This is a genomic window from Pseudoduganella rivuli, assembly GCF_009674485.1.
Lineage (GTDB): Bacteria > Pseudomonadota > Gammaproteobacteria > Burkholderiales > Burkholderiaceae_D > Rugamonas > Rugamonas rivuli_B.
Genome location: NZ_WKJJ01000004.1, coordinates 96075 through 119899 on the forward strand (window position 1 = coordinate 96075; position 23825 = coordinate 119899).

The 23825-nt window shown below is 63.5% G+C and carries 20 protein-coding genes; 10 read left to right on the top strand and 10 right to left on the bottom strand.

Going from position 1 to position 23825, the window contains the following annotated elements; genetic code table 11:
* Window positions 1-6 precede the first annotated feature (6 nt).
* Window positions 7-1410 carry a cytochrome P450 gene (locus GJ700_RS07415; protein WP_154372183.1) on the bottom strand — a complete coding sequence of 468 codons (1404 nt, stop codon included), beginning with the start codon at window positions 1408-1410 and terminating at the stop codon, window positions 7-9.
* Window positions 1411-1498: 88 nt separating this feature from the next.
* On the opposite strand from GJ700_RS07415, the gene GJ700_RS07420 reads away from it, so the two are divergent.
* On the top strand, window positions 1499-2419 hold the full coding sequence (locus GJ700_RS07420) for a helix-turn-helix domain-containing protein (protein WP_229506889.1): 921 nt from the start codon (window positions 1499-1501) through the stop codon (window positions 2417-2419).
* 82 nt (window positions 2420-2501) lie between these two features.
* Window positions 2502-4058, top strand: coding sequence for a glycerol-3-phosphate dehydrogenase (glpD, locus tag GJ700_RS07425; RefSeq protein WP_229506863.1), 1557 nt, complete (start codon window positions 2502-2504; stop codon window positions 4056-4058).
* On the opposite strand, the gene GJ700_RS07430 is transcribed toward glpD, so the two are convergent.
* Together GJ700_RS07430 and GJ700_RS07435 are read right to left on the bottom strand one after the other, a co-directional pair.
* A complete protein-coding gene (locus GJ700_RS07430; RefSeq protein ID WP_154372187.1) occupies window positions 4036-4812 on the bottom strand; it encodes a hypothetical protein in 777 nt (258 codons plus the stop codon). The genes glpD and GJ700_RS07430 overlap by 23 nt on opposite strands.
* Before the next feature lie 107 nt (window positions 4813-4919).
* Complete coding sequence (locus tag GJ700_RS07435; protein WP_195763810.1) at window positions 4920-6428, bottom strand: peptide MFS transporter; 1509 nt, start codon at window positions 6426-6428, stop codon at window positions 4920-4922.
* A gap of 340 nt (window positions 6429-6768) precedes the next feature.
* Here GJ700_RS07435 and ppnN point away from each other — a divergent pair, with 340 nt between their 5' ends.
* The gene (gene ppnN, locus GJ700_RS07440; protein WP_154372190.1) at window positions 6769-8139 is read left to right on the top strand and encodes a nucleotide 5'-monophosphate nucleosidase PpnN; all 1371 of its coding nucleotides are present in this window, start codon (window positions 6769-6771) and stop codon (window positions 8137-8139) included.
* Between the two features lie 99 nt (window positions 8140-8238).
* Here the strand turns inward: ppnN and lysS are convergent, their stop codons facing one another.
* From lysS to prfB, 3 genes are all read right to left on the bottom strand, one after another.
* Window positions 8239-9780 carry a lysine--tRNA ligase gene (gene lysS, locus GJ700_RS07445; protein WP_154372192.1) on the bottom strand — a complete coding sequence of 514 codons (1542 nt, stop codon included), beginning with the start codon at window positions 9778-9780 and terminating at the stop codon, window positions 8239-8241.
* Between the two features lie 17 nt (window positions 9781-9797).
* Window positions 9798-10484 (bottom strand): HAD family hydrolase, encoded by a 687-nt coding sequence (locus GJ700_RS07450; protein WP_154372194.1) that lies wholly within the window; start codon window positions 10482-10484, stop codon window positions 9798-9800.
* 3 nt (window positions 10485-10487) lie between these two features.
* Window positions 10488-11592, bottom strand: a protein-coding gene (gene prfB / locus GJ700_RS07455) for a peptide chain release factor 2 (RefSeq protein ID WP_154372196.1) whose coding sequence is annotated in 2 segments (ribosomal slippage) — window positions 10488-11510 and window positions 11512-11592 — 1104 coding nt in all. Because the reading frame shifts where the segments join, the coding sequence is not laid out codon by codon here.
* A 157-nt stretch (window positions 11593-11749) separates the two neighbouring features.
* Between prfB and GJ700_RS07460 the strand changes: the two genes are divergently transcribed.
* The 3 genes from GJ700_RS07460 to GJ700_RS07470 all read left to right on the top strand — a co-directional run bounded on the left by GJ700_RS07460 (window position 11750) and on the right by GJ700_RS07470 (window position 16057).
* Window positions 11750-13711 carry a bifunctional 2',3'-cyclic-nucleotide 2'-phosphodiesterase/3'-nucleotidase gene (locus GJ700_RS07460; RefSeq protein ID WP_154372198.1) on the top strand — a complete coding sequence of 654 codons (1962 nt, stop codon included), beginning with the start codon at window positions 11750-11752 and terminating at the stop codon, window positions 13709-13711.
* Window positions 13712-13797: 86 nt separating this feature from the next.
* A complete protein-coding gene (locus GJ700_RS07465) occupies window positions 13798-14793 on the top strand; it encodes a choice-of-anchor A family protein (RefSeq protein ID WP_154372200.1) in 996 nt (331 codons plus the stop codon).
* Window positions 14794-15025: 232 nt separating this feature from the next.
* Complete coding sequence (locus tag GJ700_RS07470; RefSeq protein ID WP_154372202.1) at window positions 15026-16057, top strand: alpha/beta hydrolase; 1032 nt, start codon at window positions 15026-15028, stop codon at window positions 16055-16057.
* Here the strand turns inward: GJ700_RS07470 and GJ700_RS07475 are convergent.
* Entirely contained in the window at window positions 16020-16340 is a 321-nt protein-coding gene (locus GJ700_RS07475; protein ID WP_154372204.1) for a DUF2288 domain-containing protein, read from the bottom strand. The genes GJ700_RS07470 and GJ700_RS07475 overlap by 38 nt on opposite strands.
* A 100-nt stretch (window positions 16341-16440) precedes the next feature.
* On the opposite strand from GJ700_RS07475, the gene GJ700_RS07480 reads away from it, so the two are divergent.
* From GJ700_RS07480 to GJ700_RS07495, 4 genes are all read left to right on the top strand, one after another.
* Window positions 16441-16893 carry a YybH family protein gene (locus tag GJ700_RS07480; protein ID WP_154372206.1) on the top strand — a complete coding sequence of 151 codons (453 nt, stop codon included), beginning with the start codon at window positions 16441-16443 and terminating at the stop codon, window positions 16891-16893.
* Window positions 16894-16964: 71 nt separating this feature from the next.
* Window positions 16965-17414: a hypothetical protein gene (locus tag GJ700_RS07485; RefSeq protein ID WP_154372209.1), complete on the top strand. Its 450-nt coding sequence runs from the start codon at window positions 16965-16967 to the stop codon at window positions 17412-17414.
* A 58-nt stretch (window positions 17415-17472) separates the two neighbouring features.
* Window positions 17473-18138 carry a response regulator gene (locus tag GJ700_RS07490; protein WP_154372211.1) on the top strand — a complete coding sequence of 222 codons (666 nt, stop codon included), beginning with the start codon at window positions 17473-17475 and terminating at the stop codon, window positions 18136-18138.
* A complete protein-coding gene (locus GJ700_RS07495; protein WP_229506864.1) occupies window positions 18138-19583 on the top strand; it encodes a sensor histidine kinase in 1446 nt (481 codons plus the stop codon). The genes GJ700_RS07490 and GJ700_RS07495 overlap by 1 nt, the downstream gene beginning before the upstream one ends.
* An 11-nt stretch (window positions 19584-19594) precedes the next feature.
* On the opposite strand, the gene GJ700_RS07500 is transcribed toward GJ700_RS07495, so the two are convergent.
* From GJ700_RS07500 to GJ700_RS07510, 3 genes are all read right to left on the bottom strand, one after another.
* Window positions 19595-20359 carry a flagellar brake protein gene (locus GJ700_RS07500; protein ID WP_371867868.1) on the bottom strand — a complete coding sequence of 255 codons (765 nt, stop codon included), beginning with the start codon at window positions 20357-20359 and terminating at the stop codon, window positions 19595-19597.
* Between the two features lie 127 nt (window positions 20360-20486).
* Entirely contained in the window at window positions 20487-21236 is a 750-nt protein-coding gene (locus GJ700_RS07505) for a pseudouridine synthase (RefSeq protein ID WP_195763811.1), read from the bottom strand.
* Between the two features lie 2 nt (window positions 21237-21238).
* Entirely contained in the window at window positions 21239-23806 is a 2568-nt protein-coding gene (locus GJ700_RS07510) for a [protein-PII] uridylyltransferase (RefSeq protein WP_154372215.1), read from the bottom strand.
* Window positions 23807-23825 lie beyond the last annotated feature (19 nt).

Here is a 23825-nt window from a genome sequence, read left to right on the forward strand (position 1 = left end):
TCCTTGTCACGTCAATCCGGACAGCTGGAGGCACAGCGGCAGCCGTGGTCTCAGCGTCACATTCATCACGGGCTGCGGCGCCGCCATGCCCGGTTGCGGCGCCAGCGCAAACCGCTGCAAGACCATGGCGGCCACCACCGTCATTTCCGCCATCACCAGATGCTGCCCCAGGCAGATACGCGGTCCCGTCCCGAACGGCATGAACGCGCCGCGCGGCGCCTGTTGCGCATCGTTCGCAAAACGTTCGGGGCGGAAGGCTTGCGGTTCGGGGAACCACCGTTCGTCATGTTGCATCAACTGCACCGGTACCGTAAAAATGGTGCGGGCCGGAAGTTGCCAGCCGCCCAGCGTGATGGGCGCGGTGGAGCGGCGGCTCAGCAGCACCGGCGCGGCGGGATACAGCCGCATGGTCTCCTGCAACGTGGCCGTCAGGTACGGCAGCGCGGCGATATCCTGCGCCGTGGGGGCGCGGCCCGCCAGTTGCGCCCCTACTTCGTCGCGGGCGCGCTGCTGCGCCGCCGGGTTGGCCGCCATGCACCAGGCCCACCACGTCAAAGTCGCGGCGGCCGTTTCATGGCCGGCCAGGAAGGTCGTCATGCACTCGTCCCGCACGGCCGACAGCGGCCATGCGGCGGGATCGGCGTCGTGCAAGACCAGCAGGCGGGCCAGCAGGTCGTCCGGCCATGCGGAGCGGGGCGCCTGCATGCGGGCGTCGATATGGCGGGCGATCAAGCCATCGAGGACTGCCAGCTCCCTGCGCTTGGCGCGCTGCGATGGCAGCCAGCGCGGCAAGTTGAAAGGCCAGAAGAATTCGCTGTTGGCGGCCACCGACAGGTTGTGCAACGCCTGCGCCGCCGCCGGCGCGTCGGCGGCGATATCGCCTGAAAACGCCATGCCCGCGATGACTTCCATGGTCAGCGCCGTCAGCGCCTGCTCCACCGGCCATGGACCGTCCCGCCAGGCGGACAATGCGCGCGCGGTGCGATCGGCAATCGCCGGGACCAGCGCGGCGGACGGCCTGGGCGCAAAATTCGGCTGCAGCGCATGGCGTTTCATGCGCCACGGCTCCCCTTCGGCGATCAGTACGCTATGCCCGTGCAACTCTGAAAACACGGCGATACCCCGTTCCCAGCGGATCAGCGCATGGTGGTGGTGCACCAGCAGCTCGCGCGCCAGCGCCGGGTCGGTGACGACGACCTGGTGTTCGGGCCAGATACGCAGATGCACGAGGTCGCCATGATCGCGTTGCCAGCGGCGCAGCGTGCCCAGCATGTCGCGCGACATCTGGCGCAGCAAATCCCATCCCGTGATACCGGGTTGGGGGCCGGGCGGCCACGCGCCGGGCGGGTTCAGGGGAACGGCAGGCGCAGCGCCTGGCTGGTGATAGGGGCATCCGGTCTCGGTTTTCATGGGCTTATTTTCGACCCGGGAGTGAACCGGGTATTGAACGGAAACGACATGGCGGCGGCGCCGGCGCTTGCTATACTTCACACTCATGATGCCTGTGACCTGTCCCGCCCCGGGGGAGCGCGCGCCGCGCGCCGCGCATACGAGCGGCGGTGCGCCGCACGAACGCCTGTATCCCGCGCCGCCGGCGCTGCAAGGCGTGCTGGCCGCGCTGGTCAGCCGCGACACCAGCCGGCTGGCGCTGTCCAGCGCGCAGCGGCTATCGCACTTTCCCGCTTCGCCACTGATTACGCTGTCCTGGTACCACGGCCTGGAGGCCGGGCTGGTCACGGACGGCGAACAGGGAGCGCAATGGCAGCCGTTCGGCGCGCGGGTGGTGATGTCGGGCAGCCAGTCGCGCCCCCTCGTCAGCTGGGCGCCCACCACCGGGCGCGGTTACATCGCCTGCTTTCCCGCCGATGTGGCGCAGGCGCTGTTTGGCGTCGATTTGCCGGCGCTGCATGACCGCTTCGTGCCGGCGCGGGACGTGCTCGATGCCGGCTGGACGCCGCTGTTCGACGCCTTGCTGGGAGCGCCCGACGATGCCGCCACCATGGCGGCGCTGGAACAGCACCTGCTGCCGCGCTGGCGCGCCGTCAATGGTGACGTATCGCCGCTGGCGTCGGTGCGCCAGCTGGGCCGCCACTGGGTCGAGCGGCTGGCGCTCAAGGCGCACGGCTGGCAGCGCGATGTCAGCCCGCGCCACGTGGAACGGCGCATCAAGTCATACAGCGGCCGGTCGCTGCGCGAGTGGCAGGCGCTGGTGCGCACGGAAAGCCTGTTCTTTGCCGCCCGCGACCGCTATGAAACGGGCGCCGCCTTCGACTGGGCCGACCTGGCGCAGCAGGAAGGCTTTTCCGACCAGGCGCACATGAGCCGCGTGGCCCGCCAGATCACGGGTTTCCCGCCGGGGGAATTCGCGCAGCGTTTTATCGGAGATGAATCGTTCTGGATGTACCGCCTCTGGGTCTGACGATGGCGCCTTGTTCGCGACATATCGCAATATTTGCCAGCCATCGCCACATCGCGTATCTTTAATCCAGAGCAACACATCTATGGATGGCAGCATGGCGGCGGGGCACGACATCGAATGCGATTTACTGGTGGTGGGAGGCGGCATCAATGGCGTGGGCATCGCGCGCGATGCGGCGGGGCGGGGCCTGTGCGTGGTGCTGTGCGAGAAGGATGACCTGGCGTCGCACACGTCGTCCGCCTCCAGCAAATTGATCCACGGCGGCTTGCGCTACCTCGAATATTACGAATTCGCGCTGGTGCGCAAGGCGCTGATCGAGCGGGAAGTGCTGCTGCGCAGCGCACCGCACATCATGCGTCCGCTGCGTTTCGTCATGCCGCACCGTGAAGGGTTGCGTCCCGCGTGGATGATCCGTGCCGGCCTGTACCTGTATGACTTGCTGGCGCGCCGCGAAATCCTGCCCGGCTCGAAGGGCGTGAATTTGCGCTGCCACCCGGCCGGACGGCCGCTGAAGCCGGAATTCAAGCGGGGCTTCGTGTATTCCGATGGCTGGGTCGACGATGCGCGGCTGGTGGTATTGAATGCGATGGATGCGTGCCGCAAAGGCGCGGCGATCCGTACGCGTACGGCGTGTACCGCCTTGCGGCGCGAATCAGGCAGCTGGCTCGCCACCCTGCGCGACAGCGACGGTGGCGAGCAGGTCGTCAAGGCCCGCTGCGTGGTTAACGCGGCGGGGCCATGGACCATGGACTTGCTGGGCATGGCGCTGCCGGAGCGGGAATCGCGGCCGCTGCGGCTGGTCAAGGGCAGCCATATCGTCGTACCCCGCCTGTTCGAACATGACCACGCGTACATCTTCCAGCATCCGGATGGCCGCATCGTGTTTTCCATCCCGTACGAACACGATTACACGCTGATCGGCACCACCGATCTCGATTACAAGGGCGACCCGGACCAGGTGGCCATCGATGCCGGCGAAGTCGATTACCTGTGCCGCCTGGCTGGCGAATATTTTGCGCAGCCGATCGCGCCGTCCGACGTGGTGTGGACCTATTCCGGCGTGCGCCCGTTGCTGGAAGATCCGTCCCGCTCCGCCAAGGCGCTGACGCGCGATTACCGCTTTTCCGTGGACGACAATGGTGCGCCGCTGGTGAATATTTTCGGCGGCAAGATCACGACGTTCCGCAAGCTGTCGGAGGAAGCGGTGGACCTGGTGTGCAAGGCGCTGGGCAGTCCGCTGCCGCGGTGGACGGAAAAGGCTTGCCTGCCGGGCGGCGACCTGTATGGCGACACGCCGCAAAATTGCGCGGTGAAGCGTTACGGCGAGTGGGAGCAGAAGATCAGGGAGATGTACCCGTGGCTGCCGCCGATGCTGGCGGCGCGCTATTGCCGCGCTTATGGCACGCGCATCCATACCCTGCTGGATGGCCGCGCGTCGCTGCCGGAGCTGGGCGGGGAATTCGCTCCCGGCCTGTACATGGCGGAAATCGCCTACCTGCGGCGCTACGAGTGGGCCGTGACGGCTGAAGACATCCTGTGGCGGCGCACCAAGCTGGGCTTGCACACGCCGCCCGACACGGCGGCGCGCCTGGACGCCTGGCTGGCCGCCAATGCACTCAGCGCGCCCGCATCCGTGTAATCAGCGACCGGGTGGCGAACTGCACGGCCAGTGCGCAGGCAAAGGCCGTGCCGAACGCCTGCAACTCCGTGCCTGCCTGCAACTGCAGCGACAGCACCAGGCAAAATACGGCAAACGAATAATAGCCGGGCACCATGCCGCGCAACAGCGCGATGGCGAACGCGTTGCCCTGGCGTGCATGGGAAAAGCCCACCAATACGGTGCTCATGGTCGGGAACATGGCGAAGATGCCGGACAGGCGCGGGCCCATGGCGGCGGCGCCGTAACTCACTGTCAGCACCAGCGCGGCGGCGGCCGCCATGCGCCACGGCAGGTCGCCGCCGTTGGCGGGCTTGCCGGCCGGGGCGGGCGCCGCGGTTTTTGGAAACAGCGCGGGTGTGATCCCCAGCGCCGCCAGGACCAGCGCAAAACATACCGGCACCGGCAGCCGCAGCGTGTTCAGTCCGGCGACGGCCAGCCCATACACGGCCAGCGCCGCCAGCATGGAGGCCGCGATGCCGGCCCGCATGGCAACGTGCGCATAGGCGACGCTGAACGCCAGCACGGCCAGCACGGCGCTCAGCGTGCCTTGCGCGGCGCTGGCGGCAAACGCCGGCCCCTGTTCGACCGTCATGGTCAACAGCACGGGACCGGCCACGATGGGGAAGGCCGACAGCCAGCCCGCCACCGTGGGCCCCCAGCGGCGCCCGGCCAGCGTGACGCCGCCGATCAGCGCCGGCGCAAGGAAGAGTTTCAACAGCAGTGCAGGCGCCATCGCGTATCCCGGAAAAAGGCGCCAGTGTATGCCTGTCTATACAGGATCGCAATGAAAAACGGCGGCGGGGTATTCACCCGGCCGCCGTTAGCTATGCAATGACTGAATTACTTCACGCCGTGCATCAACTTGTTGATCAGCGGTGCGATCAGGAACAGCAGGCCGCCGCCGATCATCAGGATCCAGAAGCCCGACGTGTACGCATTCAGCGCGGTGGCCACCGACATGCCGCTTTCGCCGGAAGCGTGCGACGCGAAGATGCCGGACAGGTTGTTGCCGATACCGGTCGACAAGAACCAGCCGCCCATGCCCAGGCCCACCAGGCGGGTCGGGGCCAGCTTGGTCACCATCGACAGGCCGATCGGCGACAGGCACAGTTCACCGATCGATTGCAGCGTATACACCATGACCAGGGTCCAGAACGGGATCTTGCTGTCGGCGCCAACCAGCGCGGACAGCGCGAACCACAGCAGCGCGAAGGCGCTGCCGTTGAGCAGGATGCCCAGGCCGAATTTACGGGGGATCGACGGATTGGCGTTGCGCTTGGCCAGCATCACCCAGACGGCGGCAACCAGCGGCGCGCAGAAGATGATGGCCAGCGAGTTGAAGATCTGGAACCACGCGGTCGGGAAGGTCCAGCCGTCGAAGTCGCGCCGCACGATATATTCCGCCAGGAAGGTGAACGACGAGCCTGCCTGTTCGAAGAACATCCAGAACATGATGTTGAAGGTGAAGATCACCATCATGGCGATGACCTTGTCGCGCGCGACTTTGCCGTTGCGGAAGCCTTCCAGCAGCAGCATGCCGGCCAGGATCAGGAACAGCACGGTCAGCACCATTTGCAGCTTCTGGCCGCCCAGCGACAGCAGCAAATAGACCAGCGGGATCACGGCAAAGCAGCCCAGCACCACGTAGATCACGCGGGCCATGCCCTGTGCCTGCGGATCAGGTGCGCCGATGCCTTTCAGGCCGCCACGGCCGATCTGGAACCAGATCAGGCTGATGATCATGCCGACGCCGGCGGCCAGGAACACCACCTTGTACGACGGCATTCCGTCCACGCCGAACACTTTTTCAGCCAGCACCTGGGTCAGCACGGGGGCGATCAGCGCGCCCGTGTTGATGCCCATGTAGAAGATGGTGAAGCCCGAATCGCGGCGTGTGTCGGACACGCTGTACAGCTTGCCAACCATGGTCGAGATATTCGGTTTGAACAGGCCGTTACCCGCGATGATGGTGGCCAGGCCCAGTTTGAAGATGGTCGGGTCGGGAATCGCGATCATGAACAGGCCGGCGGCCATGAATACGGCGCCCACCAGGATGGAGCGCTGGTACCCGATCACGCGGTCGGCCACGTAACCGCCAAACAGCGCGGCCGCATACACGAGTGCAAGGTAGGAACCATAGGTCAGATTGGCGTCTGCCTGGCCGGCGGCACTGCCGCCGTGGAATTGGGCGACGATATACAGCACCAGCGCCCAGCGAATACCATAGAACGCGAAGCGTTCCCAGAATTCGGTCATGAAAAGCATCCACAGTGGGGCGGGGTGGCCCAGCACCTGTTTATACTCAGGCGGCTGGATCTCCGCCGCCTTCTGCATCGTTGCACCGCTCATATGCGGCTCTCCTAATTTTCTGTTTGATAATAAAAAAATATGGGACCAGGCCCAGAAAACGCGCTTGTAGCACGCCTCCAAAAGTCCCGTATCCCAACAGGTGCGCCATTGTAATCTACCTTACGCCCATGTCCAGAAAATCGCTCGCTGCAATGCAACATTGTGGATATGCTTGCAACAGAATAGCCAACGCTGATAGGCGCACGCTATCAATCTGCGGCCCCAAACAACGTTACTTGGCGTATATTGGTGTCGCAGGGTCAACAGTTGCAAAAGGGCACATTCGTCCTGCGATCGGACACGCCCTTTACAGTGAATTTGAATAAAGGATGCTCGTATCATGGAACATGACGTTGTCGATACCCTGATTTCCCCGGAAGGCATGCTGGAGGTGCTGACCAAGGCGGAAGTCTCCAAGTTGCTCGATTCCGGCAAGGGCGGGCTTTATAACATCTTCCGTAATTGCGCCCTCGCGGTGCTCAATTGCGGCAGCACTATCGACGATGGAAAGGAATTACTGGACCGTTATAAATCGTTTGAAATCGACATCAAGCAGCGTGAGCGCGGCATCAAGCTGGAAATCCGCGGCGCGCCGTCGATTGCCTTTGTCGATGGCAAAATGATTAAAGGCATCCACGAACATTTGTTTTCCGTGCTGCGCGATATCGTGTTTGTTTCCAATGAAGTCACGGACAACACGAAATTCGATTTGACGCGCACCGACGGCATTACCGACGCGGTATTCCACATCTTGCGCAACGCGGGCGTGCTGAGACCCCATTTGAATCCGAATCTCGTGGTGTGCTGGGGCGGCCACTCGATCAACCGCACGGAATATAACTATTCGAAGGAAGTGGGTTACCAGCTGGGCCTGCGCGCGCTGGACATCTGCACCGGCTGCGGCCCGGGCGCCATGAAGGGGCCGATGAAGGGCGCCACCATCGGCCACGCCAAGCAGCGCACGCACCAGGGGCGCTACCTGGGCATTTCCGAGCCGGGCATCATCGCGGCGGAATCGCCGAACCCGATCGTCAATAGCCTGGTCATCATGCCGGACATCGAAAAGCGCCTGGAAGCGTTTGTCCGCACCGGCCACGGCATCATCGTGTTCCCCGGCGGCGCCGGCACGGCGGAGGAAATCCTGTATATCCTGGGCATCCTGCTGCACCCGGACAACGCGGGCACGCCATTCCCGCTGATCTTCACGGGGCCCGAATCGTCGCGCGACTACTTTGCGCAGATCAACCGCTTCATCGGCACCACCTTGGGCGAGGAAGCGCAGCAGCGCTACAAGATCATCGTTGACGATCCGGAACTGGTGGCGCGTGAAATGCAGGCGGGGATCAAGGAAGTGCGCGAATTCCGCAAGGCGCGCAGCGATGCGTATTACTTCAACTGGGCGTTGCGCATCGACGAGGAATTCCAGCGTCCGTTCGCGCCGACGCACGAAAACATGCGCAACCTGAACCTGCACAAGAACCAGCCGGTGCATTTGCTGGCGGCGAACCTGCGGCGCGCGTTTTCCGGCGTGGTGGCGGGCAACGTGAAGGAAGACGGCATCCGCGCGATCGAGCAGTATGGCCACTTCGAGCTGCACGGCGAGACGGAAATCATGGGGCCGATGGATGCGCTGCTGGCGTCGTTCGTGGCGCAGAGCCGCATGAAGCTGGCGGGCAAGGCGTATACGCCTTGCTACAAGGTGATCCAATAAGGCGCTGGCCTGCATGGCGGCTTTGTAAAAGCCGCCCTACGAAAAACGCCGCCAGGCTTCGCAGCCGGCGGCGTTTTTTTTCGTGGCCAACCTTGCGGCTTAGTCTTCCTTGCGCAAGTGCGGGAACAGCAGTACGTCGCGGATGTTCGGCGAGTCCGTGATGATCATCATCAGGCGGTCGATGCCGATGCCGCAGCCGCCGGCCGGCGGCATGCCGTATTCCAGCGCGCGGATGTAGTCGGCGTCGTAGTACATCGCTTCCTCATCGCCGGCATCCTTGGCTTCGACTTGCGCCAGGAAGCGGGCCGACTGGTCTTCCGCGTCGTTCAGCTCCGAGAAGCCGTTGGCGATTTCGCGGCCCACCATGAACAGCTCGAAACGCTCGGTGATGCCCGGACGGGTGTCCGATGCGCGCGCCAGCGGCGATACTTCGACCGGGTAGTCGATGATGTACGTCGGTTCCCACAGCTGGGCTTCGGCGGTTTCCTCGAACAGCGCCAGTTGCAGCGCGCCCAGGCCCGAGTGCGCGTGCGGCTTGACGCCGAACTTCAGCAATTCGGCCTTGATGAATTCCGCATCGTTCAGTTGCGCGTCGGTATAGCCGGGCGCGTACTTGTTGATGGCCTGGACGATGGTCAGGCGGTGGAACGGTTTAGCGAGATCCAGTTCGCGGCCGCCATAGGTCAGCGTTGCGGTGCCGTGGGCGTCGATGGCGGCCTGGCGGATCACGGCTTCCGTGAAGTCCATCAGCCACTGGTAGTCGGTGTAGGCCGCATAGAACTCCATCATCGTGAATTCCGGATTGTGGCGGATCGACACGCCCTCATTGCGGAAGTTACGGTTGATTTCAAACACGCGGTCAAAGCCGCCCACCACCAGGCGCTTCAGGTACAGCTCGGGCGCGATACGCAGGAACATTTGCATGTCCAGCGCGTTGTGGTGGGTAATGAATGGTTTCGCAGCAGCGCCGCCCGGGATCGGGTGCAGCATCGGCGTTTCCACTTCCATGAAGTCGTTCTTTTCCATGAAGCGGCGGATCGACGACATGGCGGCGGTACGGGCCTTGAACGTGCGGCGCGTTTCCTCGCTGGTGATCAGGTCCACGTAGCGCTGGCGGTACTTGGTTTCCTGGTCGGCCAGGCCGTGGAACTTGTCCGGCAGCGGGCGCAGCGACTTGGTGATCAGGCGCAGTTCCGTGACCTTGATGGTCAGTTCGTCGGTCTTGGTCTTGAACAGCGTGCCCTTGACGCCCAGGATGTCGCCCAGGTCGTAGGTGCGCAGGGCGGCCATGGCTTCTTCGCCGGTGCTGTCCAGCGTGGCGTAGATCTGGATGCGGCCGTCGCAGCGCGGGCCGGAAGCGTCCTGCAAGGTGGCGAAGGCGGCTTTCTTGCCGGCTTCGCGTTTGAGCATCATGCGGCCGGCCAGCACCACTTCCACGGGAGTGGCTTCCAGTTCTTCGCGGGTCTTGTCGCCGTATTGTGCGGCCAGGTCGGCAGCCTTGTGTTCAGGCCTGAAGTCGTTCGGGAATGCCACGCCTTTTTCGCGGATCGCGGCCAGCTTGGCGCGGCGCTCGGCGATGATCTTGTTTTCTTCCTGCGGGATCGCAGGCGCGTCGTTCTGTTCCAGGTTTTCCGTAGTCATTGTGGGTCCAAATAGTTTTAATTCGTTTGCAGTTCGGCGGCAAACAGTGCAGCGATGTCAAGTTCGCTGAAATCGCGGGCAATCGCGATCACGTTGTCGAATTCGGCAAAGGCGCTGGCGGGCAGCGTGGTGGTCAGCACCACCGCGCGCATGCCGGCGCGGCGCGCCGCTTCCACGCCCAGCGGCGCGTCTTCGAACACGATGGCGTTGGCCGGCGCCACGCCGCAGCGCTCGGCCGCCAGCAGGAACACGTCCGGATTCGGCTTGCCGCGCGCCACGTCGGCCGCGCCGACCACGGCGTTGAAATGCTTGCGCAAATCCAGGCCGTCCAGCGTGAACGTGATGTTGTCGTTCGGCGCGGCGGTGGCCACGGCCAGCGCGACACCTTGCTGCTTTGCCTTGGCGATCAGTTCCATGAAACCTTCGACGGTCTTCAGGTGCGGCGCGTACAGTTCGCGGTACAGCGATTCTTTTTCCTCGTCGAGGTGCTTCGCTTCTTCCTTCGTGTACGGCTTGCCGAAGTACGTGCTCATGATTTCATGGCTCTGGCGGCCGGCCGTATCACGGAAGAACGCGTCCGCGTCCAGCACCATGTCGCGGCGGGCAAAGAATTCCAGCCAGGACTTCATGTGGAAGTCCATGTTGTCGACAATGGTGCCGTCCATGTCGAAGATAAAGGCGCGGCGGCCGTTCTGTTCGCTCATTGCTTATACGCCCTGTTTCAGCGAAGCGGAAATGAAGTCGTCCAGGTCGCCGTCCAGCACGTTTTTCGTGTTGCCCGTCTCGAAGCCGGTACGCAAGTCCTTGATGCGGGACTGGTCCAGCACGTACGAGCGGATCTGGTGGCCCCAGCCCACGTCGGTCTTCGAATCTTCCAGCTTTTGCTGCTCGCTCATGCGCTTGCGCAGTTCCAGTTCGTACAGCTTGGCCTTCAGCATTTCCATCGCTTCGGCCTTGTTGCGGTGCTGCGAGCGGTCGTTCTGGCACTGCACGACAATCCCGGACGGGCCGTGCGTCAGGCGCACCGCGGAGTCGGTCTTGTTAATGTGCTGGCCGCCGGCGCCCGATGCGCGGTACGTGTCGATGCGCAGGTCGGCCGGGTTGATTTCGATATCGATCGAATCGTCGACTTCCGGATACACGAACAGCGACGTGAACGACGTGTGGCGGCCGTTGGCCGAGTCGAACGGCGATTTGCGGACCAGGCGGTGCACGCCGGTCTCGGTGCGCAGGAAACCGTACGCGTGGTCGCCCTCGACCTTGATGGTGGCGGTCTTGATGCCGGCCACCTCGCCGTCGGACTGTTCCAGCACTTCGGCCTTGAAGCCCTTGCGCTCGCAATAGCGCAGGTATTGGCGCAACAGCATCGACGCCCAGTCCTGCGCCTCGGTACCGCCGGCGCCGGCCTGGATATCGATGAAGCAGTTGTTCGGGTCCATCGGATTGTTGAACATCCGGCGGAATTCCATGCCTTCGATGACTTTTTTGGTTTCTTCCGCGTCCAGGACCAGCGCTTCCAGCGTATCGTGGTCGCCTTCTTCCTTGGCCATGGCGAACAGGTCGCTCATGTCGCGCAAGTCCTGGTCGGCCTTCTCCAGGGTCAGCACGATGGCTTCCAGCGCTTTCTTTTCGCGGCCCAGGTCCTGGGCGCGTTTGGGGTCATTCCAGACGTTGGGGTCTTCCAGTTCCCCGTTTACCTGCTCGAGTTTCTCCGACTTGACAGTGAAGTCAAAGATACCTCCGAAGTTCGGCTTCGCGGGTCGTCAGATCGGCGAGCAGGGCGGAGAGGGCATTGATGCGTTCGGCTTCCATCTTATGGTCTTCTTCGTTGTGAAATCAAACCTTGGATTATACCTCACGCGGGGCGTATCCCGGGAGCGAACCGGCATCTTCCTGGCATGTTTTCGCTTGAACGGCGGTTAACTTGGCCGTATCATCGCGCTCAACCTTTTGCCAAGTGGACAAACCCATGCGCCTAGCCTGCCTTCCCGTCTCTGTTGCCACGCTGTTGCTGGGCGGTTGCGCCGGGATGCCCATGCAAAATACTGTGCCGGAGGGGGCCCGCGCCACGCTGGCGCTGCTGGAAACGTCGGACTTGCACGCGGCCGTGCTGGGTTACGATTATTACAAGCTGGCGGCCGACCCGACGTCGGGGCTGGAGCGCACGGCCACGTTGATTGCGCAGGCCCGCGCCGAATTTCCCGATAATTTACTGATCGATAACGGCGATACCATCCAGGGCAATGCGCTGGCCGATTACCAGGCCGGGGCAGGTGTCCTGCCGTGCACGCAGTCGCTGGCCATCCACAAGGCCATGAATGCGCTGCGCTACGATGCGGGCACGGTGGGCAACCATGATTTCGACTATGGCTTGCCGTTCCTGGCGCGCGCCACGGGAAAGGGATGCGCCGGCGCCGCCTTCCCCATCGTGCTGGCCAATGTGTATGACAGCGCAAGCGGCAAGCCGTTATTTAAACCCTACATCCTCATCGACAAGCGGATCATGGCGGCAGGCCCGGATGGCAAGCTTGTCGCCGCCACCGTCAGGGTTGGCATCGTGGGCTTGACCACGCCCGTCGTCAACAGCTGGAACCGCAAGGCGCTGGCGGGGCGCGCGGTGGCGGAGGGCATCGTGGAAACCGCCCGCAAGGTGATTCCGCGGATGCGGGCGGACGGCGCCGATATCATCGTCGCCGTATCGCACGGCGGACTCGATGACGCGCCCTATGCGCCGGACATGGAACATGGCAGTTGGCATTTGGCGCAAGTGCCGGGTATCGACGCCATGCTGACGGGGCACGCGCACCAGGTCTTTCCGAACGCCACCGGCACCGCGCCGCAATACCGTTTGCCCGGTGTCGACAAGGTCAACGGCACCGTGCATGGCGTGCCCACCGTGATGGCGGGCCAGTGGGGCAAGCAGCTCGGGGTGATCGGCCTGGCGCTGAAGCGCGAGCAGGGGCGCTGGGTGGTGGAGCGCGGCCGCACGGTGGCGCAGGTGCGTAGTGTCACGGCGCAGACCGCGCCGGATCCCGCCATTGCCGCGCTGGTGCGGGACGAACATTCAGCCGCCGTGCGCTACGTGCAGGCGCCGTTGGGTCGCACGGATTTCCGCATGACGACGTACTTCGCCGACCTGGGCGACGCCAGCGCCATCCAGCCCGTCAACCAGGCGCAGGCCGCCTACCTGTCGGCCTATGTGCAGGCCAATTTGCCGCAGTATGCCGGCTTGCCCGTGCTGTCGATGTCGGCCCCGTTCAAGAGCGGCATGGCGGGACCTGGCGACTATACGGACGTGCGGGCCGGCAGCCTGGCGCTCAATAATGCGGCGGACTTGTACCTGTATCCGAATGCGCTGCATGGCGTGAAGATCACGGGCGCCGGGCTCAAAGCGTGGCTGGAAAAAGCCGCGGAGCGCTTCAATACCATCGACCCCGCGAAGGAAACGGAGCAGGAATTGATCAATGAAGCTTTCGCCGGCTACAACTTCGACATGGTGACCGACAGCGACCTGCAATACCGCATCGATGTCACGCAACCGCCCGGACGCCGCATCAAGGGGCTGGCGTACCGGGGCAAGCCGGTGGCCGATGACGCGCCGTTCCTGGTTGCCACCAACAGCTATCGGGCCAGCGGCGGCGGCAATTTCCCTGGCCTCGATGGCAGCAAGACGATCTTTGCCTCGCCGGACGCCAGCCGCGACGTGCTGATCGGCTATATCCGCCAGGCGCATACTCTGACCCGCGCCACCCATGGCGCTGCCCGCAGCTGGCGCTTCGAGCCGGTGCGCACCAAAGGCGCGGTGGTGCTGCATTCCGCGCCTGGCATGCTGCAGGCGGCGCGCGACGCGGGGCTCGGCATGGTGCGGGAAGTGCGGGCCGACGACGGCAAGGGGTATGCCGTGTATGCCGTGGATCTCGCGGCCCATTAGACTGGTCTATATTTGGTATCAATTTTCTTGATGCAACAGGTGTTGTGCCGGTGTTAAAATCCGCTTTCCCTGAACGGACCGCCGCCATGACCTTACGCCACCTCGCCATTGCCCTGCTGGGCGCCGCCTGCGCCACGCGAGCGCCAGCCGCCGTACTGAACAGTATCGATTTCGGCGTGGCGTCCGGTTACAGCGCTTTTATTTACGGCAATGTCAGCAAGGTGACGGACATCGAAGGCCGCGTCGCCGTGGGCGGCAACCTGCAGGCCGACGCGTATTCGTTCGGCTACCGTACGCCGTATGGCAATAACGGTCCCAGCGTGGTGGTGGGTGGCAATATTCAACTGGGCAATGGCGGGATCTATAACGGCCCGACCACCAACGTGAACACCAACGCCAGCATCGGCCCCGTTACGGAATACACGAAGAAGGAAGGCTACGCGGTGTATGCCGGCGCCAACAATTCGACGGTGAATTACCTGGACTTGCGCAAGGGCCCCACGGGCATCGATTTCAACGCCGCGAAAACCCGGTTGCTGGATTTGAGTTCGTCGTTGGCGGCCATGGCCGCCAACGGCACCGTCACGCAGCAGGGCGACAATACCTTGCTGAAGGGTGACGGCCAATCCGACCTGCAAATCTTCAACCTGAATTCGGCGCAGGTGCGTAATCTGCAATTAACGAACGTCAAAGCCGGTGCGCACGTCGTCGTCAATGTGCTCAGCGGCGGCACGGTCGAGTTTTCGGGCGGGCAGAGCGGCCTGGAAGCGTTGCGCGACCGCGTGCTGTTCAATGTCATGAACGCCACGTCCGTCAACGTCAACACGTTCAGCTGGGGTTCGCTGCTGGCCAACAAGGCTGACATCAAGGGCACCGGCCACCTGGAAGGCAATGTCATCGCGAACTCGCTGTCATCGGCGCTGGAAATCGGCTATGAAAGCTTTGCGTCGTATGACTTGACTGGCCAGAATCCGGGCGGCAAGACGCCGGAACCGTCGTCGGTCGTGCTGCTGGCGGCGGGGGGCGCCGCCATGGGATTGCTGGCGCGCCGCCGGCGCCGGGCGCGGGCAATAACCGCATAAGGCGCCGAAACCGGAAACCGCGGACGGTACCGCTTTTTTTGATACATTAAATTTGCAATTAACGAACAGTGTGTTTCCAGCCACCTGAAAGGCGCCGCCAGCGGCGCGGCGACAGCCGCCAGGGTGGGGCAGGCAGCGCCCCGGCGTCCGGCAGGTATCGGTGGTGCGTTTCACACAGGGTTTGCGCGGGGCGGGCTAGCATGGTACTGGTGTCGTTGTCCGGGAGGTTGTCATGCCACCGCTTGTATTGCCCCGTGTCCGTGCGCTGGCGTTGCTGCTGGCTGCCGTGCCGGTGGCAGTGGCTGCACCGCCGTTCAAGATGCTGTCGCGCGCCGCCACACTGGCGGTACCTGGCGGCCAGTTACAGGGCGCCCTCACATTCCCGGCCCAGCCGGATTGCCCGCCTCTCGTGCTGATGCTGGCCGGTTCCGGCCCCACGGACCGTGACGGCAACAGCGCCTTGCTGCCTGGGCGCAGCGACAGCCTGAAACAGTTGGCGCAGGCGCTGGCGGCACTGGGTATTGCCACGCTGCGCTACGATAAACGGGGCGTTGCTGCCAGCCGCCAGGCTGCGCCGGATGAAAGCGTGCTGCGTCCGGCCACCCATGCGGCCGATGCGGCTGCATGGGTGCGGCAATTGCGGGGGCAGCGGCGTTACGCGTCGGTGACGATATTGGGGCACAGCGAAGGTTCGCTGATCGGCATGCTGGCCGCCCGCGATGCGGGCGCGGATGCGTTCATTTCCGTGGCGGGACCCGCGCAAACGGCGTCCATGCTGCTGCGCCGCCAGTGGCTGCCGAAGCTGGCGCCGGACCTGGCGCGGGCGACCGGCAGCATGCTGGCGTCGCTGGAACAGGGCAAGCCCCGCGCGCCGGGGCGCCCCGAATTACAGGCGGTGTTCAGGCCATCGATTCAGCCGTACATGATGTCGTGGTTCCGCTATGTTCCGGCCGATGAATTCGCGAAGTTGCGCATACCAATGCTGATTGTGCAGGGCACGGCCGATATGCAGGTCGGCGTGGATCAGGCCTGGCGCCTGAAGCGCGCGCAGCCGGATGCGCAAATGGCGCTGGTGTCGGGCATGGATCACGTGCTAAAAATCGCGCCGGCGGACAGGGCCCAAAGCATGGCGTCCTACACCAACCCGTCGTGGCCGCTGGCGCCATCGCTGGTGCAGGCTGTGGCGGGGTTCGTGCACCAGGCGCCAACGCGCCATGCGTGCAAGGTCAGTGGCGCTGGCCTTTTTGCTGCTGCACCAGGATAAACGGGCTGACCACGCTGGCCCACAATTGCGCGTTGGTTTCGGTCCAGCGCTGCGCCTGTTCGTCGGACACTTTGGCCAGCTGGCCCGCCGTCATCCAGGCGCCGACGCTGACTTTGTCGTCATGCGCAATCCGTACCGCCACGTCGATCAGGTCGAGTTCATCCGCGACCCAGATCACGGTGCCGGCCGCGAAGTGTTTGATCAGTTCAGACCAGGCCACGCGTGCGGTTTCACGGTTGACCTTGGTGTGAAGTTCGATGTCTTTTTCAGGTTTCGTTTGCATGGGCGACATGATAACCGATCCCGCCGCAACGCTGCCGCTTGCGGCCGATATGCGGCACGGCGTAGTATCGGATTTCCATCCATAGCCGACGGGAGAATCGATGCGTCACACCCACTTAGTTTCAGTCGTTGCCGCGCTGGCGTTCGCCTTGCCGGGCGTGCAGGCCGCGCCCTCCAACGCCGAGTTGAAACAGCAGGTGGCCGATACGGAGCGCGCCTTCGCCGCCACCATGAAAGCGCGCGACCTGGCCGCCTTTACCGGTTTCCTGTCGGAAGAGACCGTGTTTTACTCAGGGCCCGTGCCGTTGCGGGGGCCGGCGCAGGTGACGCAATTCTGGAAGAAGTTCTATGACGGCAAGGATGCGCCGTTTTCGTGGGAACCCGACCAGGTTGACGTCATCGATTCAGGCGCGCTGGCGCATTCGTCCGGTCCTGTCTATGACCCGAAAGGCAAGTTGATTGGCCGCTTTAATTCCGTGTGGCGACAGGAAGCCCCGGGGAAATGGCGCATTGTGTTCGATAAGGGACAGGATATCTGCGACTGTAAAAAGTAAAGCGTGCGGGCGCGCACAGATGCCAGGCGGGGTCAGCTGCACCATGGAGCTATCAGCAAGAGGAGGCAGCCATGGACCGCTATACAGCCACCCGAATCGCGCTACGTATTTGCCTGTTGGCCATCTCGGTGGCCCCCGCGCGGGGCCAGGAACAGCAACAGGAACAGGAGCCGGTGCAAGTCGGCGAATTGATGGTGACACCCGCCCCGGATGGGGTGACCGTCACCCTGGCGCGGGACGGGGACACGTCGGCCATGCCGGACCGCCCCGCCCAATTGCCGAAATCCACGATTACCCGCATCACGCTGGTATCGGACGAATTGCCGCCGGTACACCAGCCTTCTGCGCAGCAATCGCCCCAGCCTTACATGCAGCCCGCAGCGCGCTGGCGTCCATTGCCGCCGCTGCCGGCGCCGCGCACGCACGATATGGAGCGCGACGTGCAGACATTGAAAGCGGCGCGGGCCGCCATGCAACTCGACGACCAGATGCACGGGCGCAGGATCGCCGCATTGCGTTGATGCGGCATGGCCCACTGACTTTAGCTTTTCTTCAGGTCGGCATGCTTTAATAGCGCCGATGAAGATATTGCTGATTGAAGACGACCTGGACCTCGGCAACGGTGTGCGCATTGCGCTGGCCAACCAGGGCATGGAGGCGGTCTGGGTGCGCACGCTCGACGATGCGCGCCGCCAGCTGGAGACGGCCGGTTGCGACCTCGTGTTGCTGGACCTGGGGCTGCCCGATGGCGACGGCCTGACCTTGCTGTCCCATATCCGCCGCGCGCGGCAGGCCATGCCGGTATTGATCCTGTCGGCGCGCGATGCGCTGAGCGACCGCTTGCGCGGCCTCGATAGCGGCGCCGACGATTACCTTGTGAAACCGTTCGAACTGGCGGAGCTGTTGTCGCGCGTGCGCGCGCTGGCGCGCCGCAGTTTCGGCTTCGACGGCGAAGCGCTGGCGATCCGGGGCTTGTCGCTGCATGCCCCCACGCGGCGCGTGACGGTGCACGGCAATCCGGTCGAACTGACCGCCAGTGAGTATGAACTGCTGAAAATGCTGATGATGCGCGCGGACCGCGTGGTGACGCGGCGCAGCCTGGAAGAGCAGGCGCTGCCCGGTTCGCAATCGGGCAGCAATACGCTGGACGTGCACATGGCGAATTTGCGCCGCAAGATTGGAGAAGGTTACGTGCGCACCGTGCGCGGCGTCGGTTATGTCATCGACCAGCAGGGGAGCGCCTGATGCAGGCGGCGGCCGGCACACGCCGGCAGGGCGCTTCCTGGTTGTCGATGGCATGGCGGGCCGTCACGGAGCCCAGCCTGGTGCGGCGCCTGCTGGTGGCGCAAATGGGCTTGCTGGCGCTGCTATGGACCGTCGTATTCATTTACGCGGCCACGGAAAACGGTACCGATTCCCCGGTATTGAAGGAAACCAGCGTATATCACGCGGTGGCGGCGGTGGCCGATGACCTGGCCGATGCGCCTGCGCGCCAGTACCACAGCCTGGCCGCGCTCGATGCCGCCATCCACCAGCGCTATGCCGATGCGGAAGGCGTGGCGGAACTGGCGCCGGGACTGCTGGTGTTGCAGCGCAGCGCCGTGGTATACCGTTCACCGCATTTGCCGCGCGGCGCCGATGCGGAAAGCTTTGTCGCATCGGCCGTCAGCGACGCCAGGCGCACTTTTGACGATGGCCGCCAGAAGTGGCGCGTGCGCGTCGTCACCGGCACCAGCGGCGCCCGTGTCGCCATCTTCGTGCCGCGCGGCGGCTGGCACGTCCTCATTACACTGGCGTCGCACGGCTATTACCTGGCGCCGATGGTGATTTCGCTGCCATTTTTGCTGTTGCCGGCATGGCTGTCGATCCGCCTCGCATTGCGGCCCTGGCGGCGGGTGGCGCAGGAAGTGGCGTCGCGGGGACCGCAGGACCTGGCGCCGCTGTCGTACCGGGGCCAGCACCAGGAACTGGCCGCGATGGTTGACAGTGTCGATGCGCTGATGGCGAGGGTGTCGGAAGCCAGCGCCCGCGAGCGCAGCTTTATCGCCGACGCGGCGCACGAATTGCGTACGCCGCTGGCCGCCATGCGCATCAACGTCGAAGCGCTGCACGGGCAGACGGCGGACTGGCGCCAGCGCGAACTGCTGGAAGGAATTTTATCGAGCGGTAACCGGGCGGCGCGTCTGGTGTCGCAATTGCTGGTGCTGATGCGCAGCGATGCGGCGGCCAGCCTGGGCGATGCGGGGGCGCTGCTGTCGCTGGACGAATTGCTGCAAGACCGCATGGCGGTGATGTCCGGACTGGCCGGTGCGCGCGGCGTGGAACTGGAATTGCAGAGCGTGGCCGGCGTGGCCATCGTCGGCTGGCGCGAAAGCCTGGTATCGCTGGCCGATAACCTGGTCGACAATGCCATCAAATACAGCCCGCGCGGCGGCGTGGTGCGCGTCGGCCTGTGGCACGTGGAAGGCTGGGCCGTGCTGTCGGTGGAAGACCAGGGGCCGGGCATCGCGCCGGAATTGCGGTCGCGCGTATTCGACCGTTTTTTCCGGGCGCCGAAACAGGAGCAGGGAGGCAGTGGCCTGGGACTGGCGATTGCGCTGGGCGCCGCGCGGCGGCACGGCGGACGGATTGAATTGACGGACGGGGAGCAGGGCGGGCTGAAAGTCGAAGTATGGCTGCCGGCCGCGTGAGCCGGCGCCTTTCAGCGCTTCATGCGCGAATTGAGCTTGTCGATCTGCCGCGCCAGTTCTTCCTGCATCATCGGCGACAGGTTGAGGAACTGGCAGCCGATCTGCACCTGTTCGCCCAGCAGGAAGGAACGGTAAGTCCGGGACAGCCTGATTTCCAGGTCGGCGATGATGACGGTGTCTTCGCCCAGTTCGATCCGCACGCGCTGCAGCTTGCGGCCCACGTGCAAGCCCTGCGCGTCGCGCGGTGCGCAGCGCATGCCGACGCCGCCCAGTGAAAAGTCATACAACTGCAATTCGTGCGGCTTGCCGTTCATGACGAACGATGCCGTGAAATACACGCCGAGCGGCGTTTCCAGGCGGGCCGACGAGCGGCGGTTCAACACCAGGCATTTATCCGGGAAAATCAGCGGGATCAAATGCGGCTGTTCCGGCTGCGCGGTCCACGCTTCCTGCGACAGTTTGAATTGCAGTTTCGCGCTGCGCAGCCACGTGACGAACGTGGCTTCCCCTGGCGGGATTTGCATGCCTTCGTTCAGTTCCAGCACGAAGTGCGGCAATTCCGGGTCGACCGACAGGATGCGGCCCAGCAGCACCTCGGTACTGGCGGCCGGATAAATCGTAATGGCGTCGCCGTTTTCCGCGAGGATCGTCAACGAGTCGCCGATATCGTCCGGGTCCGTCATTTCGTGCGGCTTGGCGCCTGCGGCGATGGGCTCCACGGAATCCTGCAGCCGTGGCGGCCCTTTGCGCATTTCATTAGGAATGGGATCGTTCACAAGCCTGTTTCTCGCTGTCGCTGGTATCTCTTTGATAAGGAACGGATTTTCACCTTAGTTTACAGTTTAGTCCAGCGCTTGGCTTGCTAAACAGAAAGTTACAGCCGATGCCCTGGACAAAGTGTGGTTAAAAGGTTTCTTCGGGCAGCAGATAGCGCCACTGGCCTTCCGGTAAGTTGCCTAAGCGGACTTTGCCGATACGAACCCGTTTCAATCCGATCACTTTCAAACCCACCATTTCGCACATGCGGCGGATTTGCCGCTTTTTCCCTTCGCGCAACGTAAAGCTTAATTGATCGTCATTTTGCCAGTAAACCTTGGCCGGGCGCAGTGGTTTGCCATCCATCCACAAACCATGGTTGAGCTTGCGCAAATCCGCTTCCGGTAATTTATCGCCTTTCGTGTACTGTACGCGCACCAGATATTCCTTGTCGATGTCCGTGTGCTCGCCGATCAATTGTTTCGCCACGCGGCCATCCTGCGTCAGCACCAGCAATCCCACTGAATCGATGTCGAGGCGGCCGGCCGGAACCAGGCTGCGCAGTTGGGTCGGATGGAAGCGTTCGGTGGAACGGTCTTCATCCCAGCGGTTTTCCGGCTTGATCAGCGTGACAGCGGGCTTGTAGCCATCCTCGGCCTGGCCACTGACGAAACCGACGGGTTTGTTGATGAGGATGGTGACGCGCTTCGACTGCTCGGCGGCGGCTTGCCGTTCCACGGTGACGCGCTGGCTCGGATAGACCTTGGTGCCCAGTTCGCTGACGACTTTGCCGTCCACGCGGACCCAGCCCTTGGCGATCCATTCATCGGCTTCGCGGCGCGAGCACAGGCCCAGTTCGGACATGCGTTTGGATAGGCGTAATAGTTCTTCTGACATCTTTAAATCTTCAATGCTTCTAATAAATCGGTTTCCAGCTGCAATTGCGTGCGCTGGTTGGACAAGGCGTTGCCGTCGACGAGGAACACGTCTTCGACCCGCTCGCCCAGGGTCATGACTTTCGCCGTGTGCAGGTTGATGCGGTATTTCGTCAATACATTGGCAATCGCGTACAGCAGGCCGGTACGGTCGTTGGCGGCAATCGACAGCAGGTAATACTGGCCTTTTTCGTCGGGCCGCAAATCCACGGTCGGCTGGATCGGGAACGTGCGCGACTGGCGCGACAGGCGGCCTTTCACGGGCGCCGGCAGCGGCGACTGGTTGGTCAGCAGTTCGCACAGTTCATGTTCGATCAGGCTGATGATGTCGCGGTAACTGTTGGCAAAGCTTTGCTCCGTCACGAGGAAAGTGTCGAGCGCGTAGCCGTGCCGGGTCGTGTGGATCTTGGCGTCCAGAATGGAGAAATTCTTGCGGTCGAAGTACGAGCAGATGCGGGCAAACAAGTCCGGCTGGTCTTTGACGTAGACGGCGATCTGCAAGCCTTCGCCGATGGGCGCCAGCCGGCACTTGACCACCGGCGTGTCGCTGTTGAATTTCTCGTACAGCGCGCGCGTCTGCCACGCGATATCGGATGAATCGTGGCGCAGGAAGTAAGCCATGTCGAGCTGCTTCCACAGCGCCTCGTGCGCTTGCGGATGCAGGCCGTACAGGCGCAACGTGGCCAGCGCCTCCTGCTGGCGGTTCTTCAGTTCGCGGTCGGCCGAATGGGGTTCGCCGCCCAGCACGCGCAGCGTGACTTTGTATAAATCTTCCAGCAGCTTGGCTTTCCACGCATTCCACACTTTCGGGCTGGTGCCGCGGATGTCGGCCACCGTCAACAGGTACAGGGCCGTCAGGTGGCGTTCGTCGCGCACGGTCTTCGCGAACGCTTCGATCACGTCGGGATCGGACATGTCCTGCTTTTGCGCGACATGCGACATGGTCAGGTGCTGCTCGACCAGGAAGGCCACCAGTTCCGTGTCTTCCTGCGAAATGCCGTGGTCCTGGCAGAATTGCACCACGTCCGCCACGCCCAGCTTCGAATGGTCGCCGCCACGGCCCTTGGCGATGTCGTGGAACAGCGCCGCCACGTACAGCAGCCAGTGGTTCGGGAAGTTCGCCATCAACTGGCTGCAGAACGGGTATTCGTGCGCGTGTTCCGTCATCGTGAAGCGGCGCATGTTACGCACCACCATCAGGATGTGCTGGTCGACCGTGTAGACGTGGAACAGGTCGTGCTGCATCTGGCCGACGATCTTGCGGAAGTTCGGCAAGTAGCGGCCCAGGATCGACATTTCATTCATGCGGCGCAACGCATGCAGCATGCCGACCGGCGCCTGCAGGATGCGCAGGAAGTAGGCGCGGTTGACCGGGTCGCGCCGGAACGCGGAATCGATCTTGAAGCGCTCGTGCCACAGCGCGCGCTGCGTGCGCGCCGTCATGCCCTTGATTTCCGGGTGCTCCGTCATGCGCAGGAAGACTTCCAGCATGGCCGACGGCGTTTTTTCAAACGTATCGTCGGCCACGATGTCGATGAAGCCGTTGACTTCATTGAAGCGCTCATTGATCGGGATGGGCGCACCTTCCTGCGGGAACAGTTGCGCTTCGATGTTTTGCAGCAGGATGGTGTTCAGTTGCGTGACGGTTTTCGCGGCCCAGTAATAGCGCTGCATCAAGTGCTCGCTGGCGCGGCGGATGTGATTGCCGCTGCCGGTCGCATGCAGGCCGATGGATTCGGCAATCGCGGTCTGCACGTCGAACACGAGGCGGTCTTCGCGCCGTCCCGCGTGCAAGTGCAGGCGCACGCGGATATCCTTGAACGCGCGCTCCTTTTCCATCAATTGCTTGGCTTCGGTCGGCGTGATCAAGCCGTGGGTCGACAGGGTGCGCCACGAACTGGCCAGGCCCGCCGCCTTCACCATCCACAGGATCACGTGCAGGTCGCGCAAACCGCCCGGGCTTTCCTTGCAATTCGGTTCCAGCGAAAACGGCGTGTCTTCGTATTTCGCATGGCGCTGCTTCATTTCCAGCATTTTCGCGTGGAAGAACGCTTGCGGATCCATGGCCGCGTCATAGCGTTCGCGCATCTCGTCGAACAGCGCCTGGTTGCCGCAGATGAGGCGCGATTCCAGCAGGCTGGTCTGGACGGTAATATCGGCCCGCGACTCTTCCATGCACTCGTCGACCGTGCGGATCGACGAGCCGATTTCCAGTCCCAGGTCCCACAGCAGTTGCACCAGCTCTTCCAGGCGGCCACGGGTGGCTTCGTCCGGCGCCTGGTGCAGCAGGATCAGCAAATCGACGTCGGAGTAGGGGAACAGTTCGCCCCGGCCGAAACCGCCCACCGCCACCAGCGCGGATTCGGGCGGCAGCGCCGCCTCGTTCCACGCGGTGACGAGGACTTCGTCGACCACCTGGCGCAGGCGGCGCAGCAGCTTTTCAGGCATGCCATCCTGGCGGAATCCTTCGATAACCATCTGGCGGCCAGTTTTCAGCTGGCCCTTGAGTTGCTCGCGCAACTCCTTCTTCATGGCGGCGTGCGGCATCGGT

Excerpts from the sequence above, each read along its gene's own strand:
- GJ700_RS07420 (WP_229506889.1), top strand. The coding sequence starts at position 1,499 with ATGCCTGTGACCTGTCCCGCCCCGGGGGAGCGCGCGCCGCGCGCCGCG.
- GJ700_RS07470 (WP_154372202.1), top strand. The coding sequence starts at position 15,026 with ATGCCACCGCTTGTATTGCCCCGTGTCCGTGCGCTGGCGTTGCTGCTG.
- GJ700_RS07495 (WP_229506864.1), top strand. The coding sequence starts at position 18,138 with ATGCAGGCGGCGGCCGGCACACGCCGGCAGGGCGCTTCCTGGTTGTCG.
- glpD (WP_229506863.1), top strand. The coding sequence starts at position 2,502 with ATGGATGGCAGCATGGCGGCGGGGCACGACATCGAATGCGATTTACTG.
- GJ700_RS07430 (WP_154372187.1), bottom strand. The coding sequence starts at position 4,812 with ATGGCGCCTGCACTGCTGTTGAAACTCTTCCTTGCGCCGGCGCTGATC.
- GJ700_RS07475 (WP_154372204.1), bottom strand. The coding sequence starts at position 16,340 with ATGCAAACGAAACCTGAAAAAGACATCGAACTTCACACCAAGGTCAAC.
- GJ700_RS07480 (WP_154372206.1), top strand. The coding sequence starts at position 16,441 with ATGCGTCACACCCACTTAGTTTCAGTCGTTGCCGCGCTGGCGTTCGCC.
- lysS (WP_154372192.1), bottom strand. The coding sequence starts at position 9,780 with ATGACTACGGAAAACCTGGAACAGAACGACGCGCCTGCGATCCCGCAG.
- GJ700_RS07460 (WP_154372198.1), top strand. The coding sequence starts at position 11,750 with ATGCGCCTAGCCTGCCTTCCCGTCTCTGTTGCCACGCTGTTGCTGGGC.
- GJ700_RS07465 (WP_154372200.1), top strand. The coding sequence starts at position 13,798 with ATGACCTTACGCCACCTCGCCATTGCCCTGCTGGGCGCCGCCTGCGCC.
- GJ700_RS07450 (WP_154372194.1), bottom strand. The coding sequence starts at position 10,484 with ATGAGCGAACAGAACGGCCGCCGCGCCTTTATCTTCGACATGGACGGC.
- ppnN (WP_154372190.1), top strand. The coding sequence starts at position 6,769 with ATGGAACATGACGTTGTCGATACCCTGATTTCCCCGGAAGGCATGCTG.
- GJ700_RS07490 (WP_154372211.1), top strand. The coding sequence starts at position 17,473 with ATGAAGATATTGCTGATTGAAGACGACCTGGACCTCGGCAACGGTGTG.
- GJ700_RS07485 (WP_154372209.1), top strand. The coding sequence starts at position 16,965 with ATGGACCGCTATACAGCCACCCGAATCGCGCTACGTATTTGCCTGTTG.
- GJ700_RS07505 (WP_195763811.1), bottom strand. The coding sequence starts at position 21,236 with ATGTCAGAAGAACTATTACGCCTATCCAAACGCATGTCCGAACTGGGC.
- GJ700_RS07510 (WP_154372215.1), bottom strand. The coding sequence starts at position 23,806 with ATGAAGAAGGAGTTGCGCGAGCAACTCAAGGGCCAGCTGAAAACTGGC.
- GJ700_RS07415 (WP_154372183.1), bottom strand. The coding sequence starts at position 1,410 with ATGAAAACCGAGACCGGATGCCCCTATCACCAGCCAGGCGCTGCGCCT.
- GJ700_RS07435 (WP_195763810.1), bottom strand. The coding sequence starts at position 6,428 with ATGAGCGGTGCAACGATGCAGAAGGCGGCGGAGATCCAGCCGCCTGAG.